The 13442-nt window shown below is 70.8% G+C and carries 14 protein-coding genes; 5 read left to right on the top strand and 9 right to left on the bottom strand.

Annotated elements, in window-relative coordinates; all coding sequences use genetic code 11:
- Nucleotides 1-769: ferrichrome ABC transporter substrate-binding protein (locus ACLEQD_RS22590; RefSeq protein WP_410386637.1), on the top strand; the 769-nt coding region annotated here is incomplete at its 5' end.
- A gap of 338 nt (nt 770-1107) precedes the next feature.
- Here the strand turns inward: ACLEQD_RS22590 and ACLEQD_RS22585 are convergent.
- Complete coding sequence (locus tag ACLEQD_RS22585; RefSeq protein ID WP_410386635.1) at nt 1108-2259, bottom strand: trypsin-like serine protease; 1152 nt, start codon at nt 2257-2259, stop codon at nt 1108-1110.
- A 143-nt stretch (nt 2260-2402) separates the two neighbouring features.
- Nucleotides 2403-2741, bottom strand: a complete 339-nt coding sequence (locus ACLEQD_RS22580) for a winged helix-turn-helix domain-containing protein (RefSeq protein WP_410386633.1) — start codon at nt 2739-2741, stop codon at nt 2403-2405.
- A gap of 369 nt (nt 2742-3110) precedes the next feature.
- Here ACLEQD_RS22580 and ACLEQD_RS22575 point away from each other — a divergent pair, with 369 nt between their 5' ends.
- Nucleotides 3111-3506, top strand: coding sequence for a MarR family winged helix-turn-helix transcriptional regulator (locus ACLEQD_RS22575; protein WP_410386631.1), 396 nt, complete (start codon nt 3111-3113; stop codon nt 3504-3506).
- Between the two features lie 96 nt (nt 3507-3602).
- Here the strand turns inward: ACLEQD_RS22575 and ACLEQD_RS22570 are convergent, their stop codons facing one another.
- On the bottom strand, nt 3603-3896 hold the full coding sequence (locus tag ACLEQD_RS22570; protein ID WP_410386629.1) for a FruA-associating protein, FapA: 294 nt from the start codon (nt 3894-3896) through the stop codon (nt 3603-3605).
- 252 nt (nt 3897-4148) lie between these two features.
- Here ACLEQD_RS22570 and ACLEQD_RS22565 point away from each other — a divergent pair, with 252 nt between their 5' ends.
- Nucleotides 4149-5207 carry a type IV pilus twitching motility protein PilT gene (locus ACLEQD_RS22565; RefSeq protein ID WP_233585749.1) on the top strand — a complete coding sequence of 353 codons (1059 nt, stop codon included), beginning with the start codon at nt 4149-4151 and terminating at the stop codon, nt 5205-5207.
- A 28-nt stretch (nt 5208-5235) separates the two neighbouring features.
- Here the strand turns inward: ACLEQD_RS22565 and ACLEQD_RS22560 are convergent, their stop codons facing one another.
- The 6 genes from ACLEQD_RS22560 to ACLEQD_RS22535 all read right to left on the bottom strand — a co-directional run bounded on the left by ACLEQD_RS22560 (nt 5236) and on the right by ACLEQD_RS22535 (nt 12205).
- Nucleotides 5236-6867 (bottom strand): fumarate hydratase, encoded by a 1632-nt coding sequence (locus ACLEQD_RS22560; protein ID WP_410386627.1) that lies wholly within the window; start codon nt 6865-6867, stop codon nt 5236-5238.
- Between the two features lie 43 nt (nt 6868-6910).
- Nucleotides 6911-7480 carry a class I SAM-dependent methyltransferase gene (locus ACLEQD_RS22555; protein ID WP_410386625.1) on the bottom strand — a complete coding sequence of 190 codons (570 nt, stop codon included), beginning with the start codon at nt 7478-7480 and terminating at the stop codon, nt 6911-6913.
- A 369-nt stretch (nt 7481-7849) separates the two neighbouring features.
- Nucleotides 7850-9181: an MFS transporter gene (locus tag ACLEQD_RS22550; RefSeq protein WP_410386638.1), complete on the bottom strand. Its 1332-nt coding sequence runs from the start codon at nt 9179-9181 to the stop codon at nt 7850-7852.
- Nucleotides 9182-9205: 24 nt separating this feature from the next.
- Complete coding sequence (locus ACLEQD_RS22545; RefSeq protein ID WP_410386623.1) at nt 9206-10312, bottom strand: isopenicillin N synthase family dioxygenase; 1107 nt, start codon at nt 10310-10312, stop codon at nt 9206-9208.
- A gap of 96 nt (nt 10313-10408) precedes the next feature.
- Nucleotides 10409-11002 (bottom strand): protease, encoded by a 594-nt coding sequence (locus ACLEQD_RS22540; protein ID WP_410386621.1) that lies wholly within the window; start codon nt 11000-11002, stop codon nt 10409-10411.
- A gap of 117 nt (nt 11003-11119) precedes the next feature.
- Nucleotides 11120-12205, bottom strand: coding sequence for a M35 family metallo-endopeptidase (locus ACLEQD_RS22535; RefSeq protein WP_410386619.1), 1086 nt, complete (start codon nt 12203-12205; stop codon nt 11120-11122).
- A gap of 229 nt (nt 12206-12434) precedes the next feature.
- Here ACLEQD_RS22535 and ACLEQD_RS22530 point away from each other — a divergent pair, with 229 nt between their 5' ends.
- On the top strand, nt 12435-13130 hold the full coding sequence (locus tag ACLEQD_RS22530; protein WP_410386617.1) for a glutamine amidotransferase-related protein: 696 nt from the start codon (nt 12435-12437) through the stop codon (nt 13128-13130).
- Nucleotides 13131-13158: 28 nt separating this feature from the next.
- On the top strand, nt 13159-13442 hold a 284-nt coding region (locus ACLEQD_RS22525; RefSeq protein WP_410386615.1), incomplete at its 3' end, for an AAA family ATPase.

Here is a 13442-nt window from a genome sequence, read left to right as displayed (position 1 = left end):
CGCTGCTCCGGCGCCGCTCGCGGAAGCACCCGAGCGCGCGTCACCTCCGGCCCGGGACGTCCCGCTCCAGCTGGAGCCGCCCGGGCTGCTGGGCGGTGGGCTGCTGAAGGGTCCTCCGTCGACGGGGCGGACGCTCCGCAACGTCCCAGGGTCGGAGCCGGACCCCAAGGCGCTGGCGGCCCGTGAGGCGGAGGAGGCGCGTCAGCGGGTGGATGGCTGGGCCAGGGACGCGACCGCGTCCGCGCGGGCCTCCGGTGCGACGCCGCCGTACTTCGCGAAGCTGCGCCAGGGCTTCGCCGAGCGGCTCGTGAACCCGCCTCCTCCCAACGCGCAGGTGGTCCTGGGCCGGCTGAAGCGCGAGCAGCTGGAGGCCATCGAGCGGTTCGGCCGGACGGGCTCGCCCTTCACGCCCCAGGAGCGGGACGTCCGCCGCGAGACGTCCGACCGGCTGCGCGCGGCCGTGGAGGCCGGGCGCGCGGCGGACATGTACATGACCGACGTGACGGCCCCCATCCTCGCGCTCGTCGCCATCGTGGAGGTGCGGCAGGCGCGCGACGGCAGCCTGATTGACCTCCAGGTGCTGGAGGGCTCCGGGGACCCGAAGTTCGACAGCTGGGCGGTGTCCCATCTGCGTGATGCGCTCGCCAGCGCGGACGCGCCCAGGGCGGACGGCATGGGCATCCGCGAGGACGGGATGCGGACCCGCTGGCGGTTGGAGGAGTACCTGGGCAACCCCCGCGTGCGGGTCCACCTCATCTCCATCTACTGACTCATCCCCCTCCAACGCGGTTGCCCGTCGCGGCGTCCAGCACGTGAAGGCCGCCCCACTGCGACACGTGCCCCCGGAGGAATGCAGCGCCGGCGCGGCGAGTCCGTCCGGGGCGAGGAAGTGCCGGTCGCCGGAGCCTCCCTCGCGGCGGCTCACGTGGCCGGGACGCGCACCGCGCCCGTGCCGCCCTGCATGCGCATCCCCATGAGGGCCTGTCTGTTCGCCGGGGACGGGCCATGACGACCTCCTCTCGAGCGGGGTCGTTGGAACACGAAAGCCCCCTCCCTCCGCGCGGGAGGAAGAGGGCCTTGCGCGCTCACGCCAGCGTCAGGCGACGACTACGGCACCGTGGCCTTCACGGAGACGCCCGAGTACGAGGAGTAGCCGCGCACGGAGACGTACCAGGTGCCGGCCGCGGGGGCGGAGAAGGAGCAGGTCTCCGCGTTGCCGCTGAGGTACGGGCGGCAGTTGTACGCCGTCGTCGTGGGCTGCGAGCCCTGGCGCACGTAGAGGTCCGCGTCACCCGTGCCACCGGACTGCTCCACCGACAGGGACGAGGAGCCCGCGGGGACGGTGATGGCGTAGTGCTTCCAGGTGCCGGAGGAGCCGGAGAGGTTGGTCTGGCTGAGCAGCGTCACCGTCGGCTGCGACGAGCCGTTGATGGTGTTGGTGATCCAGCTCTCGAAGGACGACACGCGGCCGTACATGCCCGGGTACCGCGAGTCGGCGCAGCCGTAGCCCCAGCTCACGATGCCCGCGAGCACGCGGGTGCTGCCCTTGAGGACGGTGAGGGGACCGCCGCTGTCACCCTGGCAGGAGTCCTTGCCCGGGGCCGCCGCGCCCAGCTGGTCCGCGGAGATGGTCTCGTCGGGGTAGCTGGCCTGCGCGGAGGCGTTGCTGATGACGTTCACGTCCACCGTCTGGAGCGTCGTCGGCAGCGAGGAGGAGCCGCTGGACAGCGTGCCCCAGCCCGTGACGCGCGCCACGGCGCCGACGCCGCCCACGCCCGCCGCCGCGTCCGCCGCGGTGACCAGCGGGATGGCCTTCGCGTTCGCGCCGCTCAGGTCCAGCGGCGAGGACAGCTTGAGCAGCGCCGCGTCCTTGCCCACGTTCGCGTCCACGTAGCCCGGATAGACGAACACCTGGGCCACGGTGCGGACCTGCCCGCCGGTGGTGGAGGTGCGGTTGGTGACGCCCGCCACGATGCGGCCCGGCTTGGAGATGCTGCCGCCCGAGTTCACGCAGTGCTGCGCGGTGAGGATCCAGTTCTCGTTGATGATGGAGCCGCCGCAGAAGTGGCTGCCGCCGCTGCTCTGCAGCGACACCTGCCACGGGTTCGCCGCGATGGTGGTCGACGTGCCACCGACGATCTCCTGCGAGGTGGCGGCGGGGGCCGGGGTCTCCGGCTGCGCCTGCTTCTCCTCGGCGGCCTGGGGACCGCAGCCAACGACCAGCAGCGACACCACGCTGGCGGCTGCCCAGCGACGCACGATCTGACCCGAAACCATGTGAACCTCGCATTAATTGGAAAGTATGAAGCGCGAGGATTGTGGAGGAATCCGGAAGGAAATGTAAACACCCCACCTGGTGATTTATTGTAACTGGATAACTACTGTGATGGGGTTTCTGGAATCTACTCCGTGACGAAGGTGAAGCCCGGGGACACTTCCAGCCGGTAGCCGGGGTCCTCGAAGAGGACGCGGGTGCCGGTGCCCTCCAGCATGTCGCGCACGTGGCTCACGTGGACGCGCAGCGCGTTGTCATGCAGCCGCGGGTCGTAGTCCGCGTTCCACATGGCGCGCACGCAGTCCTCCTTCGCCAGGGTGCGCCCCGGCTGGCGGGCCAGGGCATAGAGCAGCCTCCGCGGCAGGGCGCGGCGCTCCAGGGAGACGGTCTTCCCCGGGGCTCGCAGCTCGTGGCGGCGGGCGTCCAGCACCACCTGCTCCGGCGCGGGCGGGACGGGCGTGAGCATCGGGTCGTCCACCTTCGGCTGGAAGGGGACGGGGGCCGGGGGGGAGGCACCGGCTTCAAGGGGGGGCGACTGCCGCTGAGCGGGGGCCTCCGGAGACGCGGACGGTGTGGCCTGCGGCGCTGCGGCGAGGAGGAGGACGAGGAGGGCGCTGGGGGTGGCCATACTCTGGAGCGGCAGGTCTTTCCGGCAGGAGCGGGGGGAGGGCCCCACCCCGGGATCGCTGCGCGCGGTCAAGATGTAATTGACAACCGTTGTTGAATGCAATCATCTCTTACGCCCATGACCCTCGCCGAGCAAGTGGCATCGACGCGACGCGCAGTGGTCCGGCTGCTCACCCAGAAAGTGGGTGAACAAACGGATCGACCGCTGATGCAACTGCTCGTGCTGAAGAACATCGGCATCCACGGCATCCACAGTCAGGCCGTCATCGCGGAGCGGTTGCTCATCGACGCGCCCGCCGTGAGCCGGCTGGTGGACCGCCTGGAGGAGGACGGGCTGGTGGAGCGCCGCGCGGGGGAGAACCGCCGCTGCGTGCGCCTGGAGATCACCGACGCGGGGCGCCAGGAGATCCGGGCCCTGGAGCGCGCCGCGGAGTGGGTGGATGTCCAGGCGCGCGCGTTCCTGTCGCCGCCGGAGGTCGTGGAGCTGTCGCGCCTGCTGGAGAAGCTCCAGACGGGGCTGTGCCAGCTGCTGGGCACCGAAGCCGCGGCCCCGCGCAAGGACGCCCCGCCCTTCGCGCCGGCCGCCCGCAACGACGACGGGTGACGACGGGAGGAGGAAGGACGGGTCCCTGACCCACCCTTCCACCGCCCCGCCGCCACCCGTGTGCCACGTCCGGGGGGGATGGGGTGGGGAGCCTGACTACCGGTGACGCGGGATGTTGCGGGCCACGTGCAGGGCCCACGCCTCCGCGGAGTCCAGCTCCGCGCGGGCCTCCGCGTAGCGGTCCTTCGCCGCTTCACTGGCGTCGTTGGCGAAGATGGCGTCGTGCAGCTCCTTCTGCGCCCGGCTCAGCCGCAGGCTGGTCTGCAACCACAGCCGGGCCGCCATGCGCGGCGTGATGACCACCTGGGTGGGGTCCCACGCCTCCAGGGCGGCGTAGTCAGCGGAAGACAGCTCTTCGGAGTGGGGGGCCTGCTCGGTTCGTGCGTTCATGCCCGGATGTTCGCCACGGATTCCGGGCAGGGCATCCGGGCCACCCGGGCAGGAAGACGGCCACTGGTGAGCAGTCAAGGACAGTTCCTTCATCCCCTGGGGTACTCGCATTCCTTGATTTGCGGGAAAAATCAATACAGTGAGGTTGGGGAAATGCCTTCCACACTGCAACCATGGAGGGATTGGGTGGCCTTCTCCTAGAATCCTCCGCTCCATGCGTGACGCGAGAGGGATTCCCTGGACCTGAACACCTTGAACAAGCTGCTCACCGTCGGCGTCCAGAACGGGGCTTCGGACATCCACTTCCGCCCGGGCGATCCGCCCATCTACCGGGTGAACGGGGTGCTGCGGCCGCTGAAGATGGAAAAGCTTCAAGCGGATCACACGAAGCAGGTGGCGATGCACGTGATGAATGATCCGCTGATGAAGGCGCAGGTGGACAGCGTGCAGGAGTGCGACTCGTCCTACAGCCTTCCGGGCGTGGCGCGCTTCCGCGTGAACATCTACCGGCAGCGCGGCTCGCTGGCGTGCATCCTGCGCATCATCCCGGATGAGATTCCCAGCATCGACGGGCTGGGGTTGCCGCAGGTGCTGAAGACCATCGCGGGCAACGAGCGCGGGCTGGTGCTGGTGACGGGGGCGACGGGGTCCGGCAAGAGCTCCACGCTGGCGTCGATGATCAACCACATCAACCACACGGAGAGCCTGCACATCCTCACCATCGAGGACCCCATCGAGTTCATCTACAAGAACGTGAAGTCCTCCATCTCCCAGCGCGAGATTGGCCCGGACACGGCGAACTTCGCCATCGCGCTGAGGGCCGCGCTGCGTCAGGACCCGGACGTCATCCTGGTGGGCGAGATGCGCGACACGGAGACCATCGACATCGCGCTGAAGGCGTCGGAGACGGGCCACCTGGTGCTGTCCACGGTGCACACCACGGACGCGTCGCGCACCATCAACCGCCTGGTGTCGGTGTTCCCGGCGGAGGAGCAGACCATGGTGCGCATGCGCCTGGCGGACTCGCTCAAGGCGACCGTCTCCCAGCGCCTCCTGCCGCGCGCCACCGGCAAGGGCCGCACGGTGGCGCTGGAGATCATGGTGCAGACGAAGACGGTGGAGCAGTACATCCGGGACGACCGCGCCGCGGAGCTGAAGGACGTCATCGAGAAGGGCCGCGACATGTTCGGCATGCAGTCCTTCGATCAGCACCTGACGCAGCTGTACCGCGCCGGGGACATCACGCTGGAGACGGCGCAGAGCGCGGCCTCCAACCCGGCGGACTTCCAGCGCGCGCTCGAGTTCGACTGAAGGCGCGCGCCGGAGGCAGGGCGGCGGACTACTTCTTCGCGGACGGTTTGTGGATGTTCGCGAAGAAGTCGTTGCCCTTGTCGTCCACGACGATGAAGGCCGGGAAGTCGACCACGTCGATCTTCCACACGGCCTCCATGCCCAGCTCGGCGTACTCCAGCACCTCCACCTTCTTGATGCAGTCCTGCGCCAGCCGCGCCGCGGGGCCGCCGATGGAGCCCAGGTAGAAGCCGCCGTGCTTCTTGCAGGCCTCCGTGACGGCCGGGGAGCGGTTGCCCTTGGCCAGCATCACGAAGCTGCCGCCCTCCGCCTGGAACTGATCCACGTACGCGTCCATGCGGCCCGCGGTGGTGGGGCCGAAGGAGCCGGACGCGTAGCCCTCCGGCGTCTTCGCCGGGCCCGCGTAGTAGACCATGTGGTCCTTGAGGTACTGGGGCATGCCCTCGCCCCGGTCCAGGCGCTCCTTTATCTTCGCGTGCGCGATGTCGCGCGCCACCACCAGCGAGCCGGACAGCGACAGGCGCGTCTTGATGGGGTAGCGCGACAGCTCCGCGCGCAGGTCGCTCATGGGGCGGTTCAAGTCCAGCTTCACCACGTCGCCGGACAGGTCCGTCTCCGCCGTCTCCGGCAGGTACTTCGCGGGGTCCGTCTCCAGCGCCTCCAGGAAGACGCCGTCGCGCGTAATCTTCCCCAGCGCCTGCCGGTCCGCGGAGCACGACACGGCGATGGCCACCGGGCAGGACGCGCCGTGGCGGGGCAGGCGGATGACGCGCACGTCGTGGCAGAAGTACTTGCCGCCGAACTGCGCGCCAATGCCGGTGCGCTGGGTGAGCTTGAGCACCTCCTGCTCCAGCTCCACGTCGCGGAAGCCCCGGCCCAGCGCGTTGCCGCTGGTGGGCAGCGAATCGAGATATCGCGCGGAGGCGTACTTCGCCGTCTTCAGCGCGAACTCAGCGGACGTGCCGCCCACGACGATGGCCAGGTGGTAAGGCGGGCACGCGGCGGTGCCCAGCGAGCGGATCTTCTGCTCCAGGAACGCGAGCAGGCTCTGCGGGTTGAGGACGGCCTTGGTCTCCTGGAAGAGGTAGCTCTTGTTCGCGGAGCCGCCGCCCTTGGCCATGAAGAGGAACTTGTAGGCGTCGCCGTCGGTCGCGTAGAGCTCGATCTGCGCGGGCAGGTTGTTGCCCGTGTTGACCTCCTTGTACATGTCCAGGGGCGCCATCTGCGAGTAGCGCAGGTTGGACGTGAGGTACGTGTCGAACACGCCCCGGGAGATGGCCGCCTCGTCGCCGCCGCGGGTGAGGACGTACTGGCCCTTCTTGCCCATCACGATGGCGGTGCCGGTGTCCTGGCAGGAGGGCAGCACGCCGCCCGCGGCGATGTTCGCGTTCTTGAGCAGCTCCACCGCCACGAACTTGTCGTTGGACGACGCCTCCGGGTCCTGGAGGATGTTCGCCAGCTGCTGGAGGTGCCCGGGCCGCAGGAGGTGCGAGATGTCCCGCATGGCCTGGCGCGTGAGCAGCGTGAGCGCCTCCGGCTCCACCTGGAGGAAGGTGCGGCCGCCAGCCTCGAACGTGGAGACGCCCTCCTTCGTGAGCAGGCGGTAGGGCGTCTCGTCCTTGCCAAGCGGCAGCATGTCCTGGAACTGGAAGTCACTCATCGCGGGCGGGTCTCTAAAGAGAAGGGGTGGACGGACGGGGACTCTACTCACCGGGCGGCGCGCGGGGCGGCACTTCGTAGAGGTACACCGGGGTGCGGTACAGGTCCGCGAGCCGCACGAAGCGCACCGGGTTCCACCCCCGGAGTCCGAAGGTGTGACTGAGGATGCGTGCGCCCACGGGGAGTTCGGCGGCGAAGCGGGGCGCCAGGCGCGTCATGATGCCCGGGGACAGGTAGCAGACGACGCAGGTTGCGTCCTGGAAGGACGCGGCGAAGAAGTCTCCGCGTACCAGCGTGAGGTTCGGACGCGGGGAGAGGCGCTGGCGCAGCCGGCTGAAGCACCAGGGCAGCCAGGACAGCTCGTACGCGACGATGCGCGCCTGGGGGCAGTGGTCCGCCAGGGCGAAGGCCACGTCCCCCCACCCCGAGCCCAGGTCCAGCACGGTGCCCCGGGTGTCCCCCGGCAGCATGGCGAGCAGCGCCCGCCGCACCCGGGGCGAGCTGGGCATGGGCGGCGCGCCCGTGCGCAGGGTGGACACGACGATGGACAGCACCCCCACGAGGAGCACCGCCCAGAGCAGCAGCAGCAGGAGGAAGGAGCCGGTCGCGCCCACGGGATGGCGCGCATCATCGCGCGGGGCGCCCCGCGTGGGGCCCTACTTGCGCGGTGGCAGGCGTCGGCCCGGACGACGCGGGCCGGGCTGGGCACCGGCTCCACCTCCTCGAAGAGGGCCCCGCCCAACACGAAGCAGAGCGCGGCCCCTACGCAGAGTGCCACCACGTTGAAGTAGTACGCCATGGGACGTCCGTCCAAGCACGGACCATACCAGCGGCGTCGCGCCCCGGGAGGCAGCGGGCGGCGGGCCCGGCTGTGTCCCTCCCGGCTACAAGGCCCGTCCCCCGGTGGCCACCCAGGCAACAGGCCCCGCACCCGGGGTTCAACCCTTCGGACGCGAGGGTTTTCACCCTGCGCCCGTGGGGGCTCAGACGGAGGGCGCGGACTCGGTGGCGTCCTGTTCGGGGAGGGGCGGGCGGTGCTCGGCGGACTCCAGCCGGTCCACGTCGCGCAGCTCCGGGAAGAGCCAGGCCCAGAGGCCCACGACGACCAGCGTGCCCACGGCGCCGAGCACCACCGCGTGCACGGCGCCCAGGGCCTCCGCGAGCGAGCCCGCGCGGAACTCGCCCAGCTCGTTGGAGGCGCCGATGCACATCAGGTTCACGGAGCTCACGCGGCCGCGCATGTCGTCCGGCGTGGAGACCAGCTCCAGCGTGTGGCGCACCACCACGCTCACCATGTCCGCCGCCCCGCCAATGGCGAGCGCCGCGAGCGACAGGGGCAGGGACGTGCTCAGGCCGAACACCAGCGTGGCCGCGCCGAACACCGCCACCGCGGCGAACATCTTCCACCCGGCGTGGCCGCCCAGCGGACGGAACGCGAGCAGCACCGCCACCACCGCGGCGCCCGCGGCCGGAGCGCTGCGCAGGAGGCCCAGGCCCCACGGGCCGGTGTGCAGCACGTCGCGCGCGTAGATGGGCAGGAGCGCCACCGCGCCGCCCAGCAGCACCGCGAAGAGGTCCAGGGTGAGGCTGCCCAGCAGCATCCGCTTCTGGCGCACGAAGCGCAGGCCCGCGACGAGCGTCTTCAGGGAGACGGGCTCGCGCGACGCGCTGCCGGTGCGCACCTTGAGTGAGAGGATCCAGACGATGGTGAGCGCGCACAGCGACGCGGACGTGATGTAGACGCCCTTGCCGCCCAGCCAGCCGTAGAGCAGGCCGCCCAGGGCGGGGCCGGTGATGGTGGCCACCTGCCACGTGATGGAGTTCACCGCCACGGCGCGCGTCAGCTCCTCCTTCGGCACCAGGTAGGGCGTGAGCGCGGAGCCCGCGGGCGCGTAGAAGGCTCTCGCGGTGCCGAACAGCACCAGCACGCCGTAGACGAACCGCACGTCCTGGAAGTGGCCCAGGGTGAAGGACAGGAGCAGCAGGCTGCACACCATCATCACGCCCTGGCACAGCGCCAGGATGCGGCGGCGGTCGTAGCGGTCCGCCAGCTGTCCCCCCAGCAGGCTGAAGGCGAGGAAGGGAACGAACTGGGCCAGGCCCGTGTAGCCCAGCGCGAGCGCGCTCCCGGTGAGCTCGTACACCTGCCAGCCGATGGCCACCGACTCGATCTGCGCCGCGAGCACCGCGCACAGACGGGCGATTTGATAGAGCCGGAAGTCGCGGTGACGGAAGATGGATGGAGCGGGGGCGGAGGGGCTGACCATGGAGGTGGCTGCGCTGTAACGCAGCCCGTCCCCCGCCGCCAGCCACATGGGGCGCACGGCCCCGGGCGCGGCTTATGAGGTCGCGCGCATCCGGTTGAGCCGGTCGTAGTGGCGGTAGCCCAGCTTGTCGAGCGCGGCGGGCGGCGCCAGGCCGATGTCCACCAGCGTCTTGATGTCGTACGTGCCCGCGAGCACCGGCGGCGCGTAGTTGGCCACCGCCTCCGGCGTGCGGAAGCCGGGCAGCGGGAAGAGCACCTGGCTGGTGTGCACGTGCATGAAGTGCGCGGCGGACTGGCGCTGCCACCCGGGCACGCCCGGCGCGGTGATGACGTGCGGCGTGGCGAGGAACGTGCCGCCCGTCAGGATCTCCAGCTGCTGGCCCACCTGCGCCACGATGCAGCCCGCGGGCGCGGTGCCGCGCACCATCTCGCCGTTGGGCGCGTCCGGCGTCGCGCGGGTGCGCAGGTACAGGCCGCTCTGGTCGTCCGGCTTCGGCGCGGGGCGCCCTTCGGGGTTGAGGAACCGGCCCCCGGGCAGGAGCGTCAGCAGGTTGAAGTCGGTGTGCTCCTCGCCCCAGAGGATGCCGGTGTTCACCTGGGTGGGGCCCAGCGGCAGGTACTGGAGCGCGCGCGTGACGTGGGGCGCCTTCTCGCACGCGGCGGTGAAGGTGTCCTGCGGCAGGCTCAGCGCCAGGGCGGCGCCGCGCAGCAGCGCGAGGCCGGCCTCGTGCAGCGCGCGGCCCAGGGTGAGCAGGCCCTCCTGGAAGAAGGGCGGCGCGTCGTCCGGCCAGATGTTCTCCGGGTACAGCTCCGGGAACTCCATGGCGGACTGCGCGTCCGTGGGCGTGGGCGCCGCGAAGTAGCACTCCTTGAAGTCCGGCTGCCCGTTGCTGGCGACGGCGACCTCCGTGTTGGGAGGCGTCCAGCCGCGCTGGTACCAGAAGTCCGCGCGGCCCAGGGGGCGCTTCCGCGCGTCCGGGCGGGCCACGAAGGCGGAGAACGCGTCGTAGAAGCGCTCCAGCGCCGGCGCGTCCACGCCGTGGTTCTTCACGAACACGAGGCCGAAGACGCCAAAGGCCTCGCGCAGGGCCGCCGCGGCGCGCTCGAGGCGTGCCGGTTCACCCGACGCCAGGTCCAGCAGGTCGACCGTCGGAATGTTCATCGAGGAGGTGTCCGCCATGGTGGGCCCAGGTGTATCGCGCCCGGGCCCGGCTGAGGAGGGGGAGCGTGCCTGCCCGCCCCCTGGCGTTCCGGGGAAATCCAGGAGGGCCCCGCTTCAGCGCGCGGCGACCGTCACGTCCACCGGGCCGCACGTCACCGGGGTGGACTTGTAGTCGCCACCCGACCGGGGGACGTCCTCCTTGCGCGAGGCCACGTCCATCAGCCCGTCGCGGAAGGTGATGCGGTAGGTGCCCGGCTTCTTGAAGTCATAGGCCTGCGTCACCTCCACGGTGTTCTCCACCGTCGCGCCCGGGGCGATGGCCATGTAGCTGTCCGCGGACGGGGCGGCGCGCTTCACCATGGGGCCCTGGTACGGCACCTCCTCGCCGTCGCGGGTGACCTGGAACACGGTGCCCAGGATGCCCTCCAGCGGCGTCTGCCACTTGAGCACCCAGACGGGCGTGTCCCCGCGGTTGGTGAGCTTGAAGAGGACCTCCACGGGCTCGCCCACGCGGACCTTCGGGGGGACGCTCAGGGCGCATTCCAGCTTGGGGGTCGTCACGGCGGCGGGCTCCGAGATGGGGTCGGCGGGGGGCGTGGCGGCGGGGGGCGGCGTCGCGGCGACGGGGGCCTGCTGTTGCGCGGGCGCTCCGCGGGCTTCGGCGTGCAGGCGGTGATACCGGCGGCGGCGGACAGCACCGCGACCCATGCGAGGTTTCTTCGTCCCAGCCTCATCACGTGACGCTCCTTGTGTTCGTGCGGCGAAAAGAAAAGGGGCGCGAGCCCGTGTGGCCCGCGCCCCTCCGGTCAACGGCCCTTCGTCACCTTACGGCAGCGCGGGGGTGTTCTCCGCGAAGTATTCGTGGCTGTCCGCGTTGTCCCGCGCGCGCGTGGGGTTGGACTTCGCCAGGTTCTTGGCGGCCGTCTGGCCGTAGGCCCAGTCGTCCGTGCCGGCCACGACGGTGAAGTGGCTCATCTCGTGGACCAGCGTGCCCGCGCGCGAGTCCGTGCCCGTGTTGGGGGCGCTCCAGAAGGCGCCGCACACGTAGATCTTGTACGGCGAGCCCGGGTACACGTACGCGTAGGTGCCGCTGTCGTTGCAGCTGCAGTCCACCACGACGGCCGCGGACGAGAACGCGGTGGCGATCTTGCTGAAGTGGGTCCTGATGGTGCTCCAGTTGGTGCTGGAGTACGTGCCGAACCAGGTGGTGTAGCGGCTGGTCGCGGCCGGCGTGCCGTTCAGGTAGCTGAGCGCGTTGTTGGAGTACGTCCGCGCGCTGTTGTAGGCGTTGGTGATGCTGCTCTGCTCGGTGCTGGTGCAGGCCCCGGAGTAGGACAGGCCCTGCGCCGTCACCTGGCGCATCGCCTCGGCCTCGTCGCGGGTGTTGCGGCGGCCCTCGATGAAGAGGTTCACCGAGTTGGACGACAGCGCCGTCACGCCCTCGCGCTGCTCCAGTTCGTAGCGGATGGTGTAGGTGCCGGAGACGGACAGGTCATACGCGTCCGACACGACGACCGGGCCGGAGATGCTCTGGCCGGGGGCCAGGGTGATGAGGTCCTCGGAGCGGCCCAGCACGCGCTTGAAGTGCGCGCCGGTGTACTCCACCGGCTGGCCGTCGCGGGACACCGACAGGCGGCCCTCGTTGAGGCCCTCGCCCGGGGCGTCCCACTTGTAGAGGCTCACCGGCGCGGAGGAGGTGTTGGTCAGCGTCACCTCCACCGTCACGCGCTCGCTGGCGGCCATGGAGGCCTTGCCCGCGGACACCTGCGCCGTCAGGGCGCCCTGCGCCTGCTCCGTGGCCTCGGCCGGGGTGGCCTCACCCTCCGCCGGAGGAGCGCCGCAACCGCTCAGCAGGGAGACGCCGACCACCGTGCCCATCAGCCACTTGAAACCGCGAAGGCTCTTGCTCACGAGGAACTTCCTTTCGGAAAACGACGCGACGGAAACACCCAAGGGGGAATGCCCGGGGCCGCATGCTTATAGGGGAATCCGGGCCCGCTGATGATGGCACGAAATACTGTGAAATAAATGCCTGCCGACTATCCGGGTTCACGCCGCGTCGCGGCCAAACGTGGCCGGCAGCGTTAGTCTCCGCGCGGCACGTGGCGCCCACGAAGGGCCCGGCAAGGGGTGGCGGACGATGCGCGCGGTGGTGTTCGAGCACGAGGAGCACGAGGGGCCGGGCCTGCTGGGGCCGGCGCTGGAGGCGGCGGGCTTCACGCTGGTGCGGCGCTTCCGGGCGGTGAAGCGCGAGGACGTGGACGCGCCGCTGGTGGTGGTGATGGGCGGGCCCATGGGCGTGTACGAGGCGGACGCCCACCCGTTCCTCAACGAGGAGCTGGCGTTGCTGGGAGAGCGGCTGGCGTATGACCGCACGTGCGTGGGCGTGTGCCTGGGTGCGCAGCTGCTGGCGGCGGCGGCGGGGGCGACGGTGTCGCCGGGCAAGAACGGCTTCGAGGTGGGGGTGGGGCCGGTGCGCTGGACGCAGGACGCGCTGAAGGACCCGGTGGTGGCGGGCGTGAAGCCGCGCACGGCGGTGGCGCACTGGCACGGGGACACGTACACGCCGGTGCCCGGCGCGACGCTGCTCGCGTCCACGGACCGGTACACGCAGCAGGCGTTCCGGCTGGGGAAGTCTTACGGCTTCCAGTTCCACCTGGAGCTGACGGCACAGGAGCTGGGGCGCTGGCTGGAGCTGGGGGAGGAGGACCTCGTCACGCGGGGCAAGGACGTGGAGGCGCTGAAGGCGCAGCTGCCCAGGCTGAAGGCGGCGGAGGCGGAGAACACGGAGCTCCTGCACCGGCTCGCGCATCAGCTGGCCAAGGGCCTACGCTGACGGCGGTCCCCGGGGAGGGCCGGACGCCATGAAGCTGACCCGCCTGCATGTGCACCACTACCGCGGGCTCGCGCCGGACACGGTGCTGACGTTCGGCCCCACGCTCAACCTGGTGGTGGGCGCGACGGGCAGCGGCCGCACGACGCTGCTGGAGCTGGTGTCCGCGGTGCTGTGCTCGGACTTCTCCGGGCTCCTGCGGGAGCCGTTCGCGCTGGACTACGCGCTGCGCTTCGACGCGCTGACGGTGGACGTGGCCGTGCGCAACGAGCCGCCCGCGGCGCTGCCCGCCACGGCGGGGGAGGGCGGCCCCAC

Origin of the sequence: Corallococcus sp. 4LFB (genome assembly GCF_046520365.1) — a bacterium.
Lineage (GTDB): Bacteria > Myxococcota > Myxococcia > Myxococcales > Myxococcaceae > Corallococcus > Corallococcus caeni.
Note: the sequence above shows the minus strand (reverse complement) of the source record. Positions and strands in the feature narration are given on the sequence as shown.

Coding starts and splice junctions, on each gene's coding strand:
- ACLEQD_RS22580 (WP_410386633.1), bottom strand. CDS start 2,741: ATGCTCACGCCCGTCCCGCCCGCGCCGGAGCAGGTGGTGCTGGACGCC.
- ACLEQD_RS22575 (WP_410386631.1), top strand. CDS start 3,111: ATGCAACTGCTCGTGCTGAAGAACATCGGCATCCACGGCATCCACAGT.
- ACLEQD_RS22570 (WP_410386629.1), bottom strand. CDS start 3,896: ATGAACGCACGAACCGAGCAGGCCCCCCACTCCGAAGAGCTGTCTTCC.
- ACLEQD_RS22560 (WP_410386627.1), bottom strand. CDS start 6,867: ATGAGTGACTTCCAGTTCCAGGACATGCTGCCGCTTGGCAAGGACGAG.
- ACLEQD_RS22550 (WP_410386638.1), bottom strand. CDS start 9,181: ATGTGGCTGGCGGCGGGGGACGGGCTGCGTTACAGCGCAGCCACCTCC.
- ACLEQD_RS22545 (WP_410386623.1), bottom strand. CDS start 10,312: ATGGCGGACACCTCCTCGATGAACATTCCGACGGTCGACCTGCTGGAC.
- ACLEQD_RS22540 (WP_410386621.1), bottom strand. CDS start 11,002: ATGGGTCGCGGTGCTGTCCGCCGCCGCCGGTATCACCGCCTGCACGCC.
- ACLEQD_RS22530 (WP_410386617.1), top strand. CDS start 12,435: ATGCGCGCGGTGGTGTTCGAGCACGAGGAGCACGAGGGGCCGGGCCTG.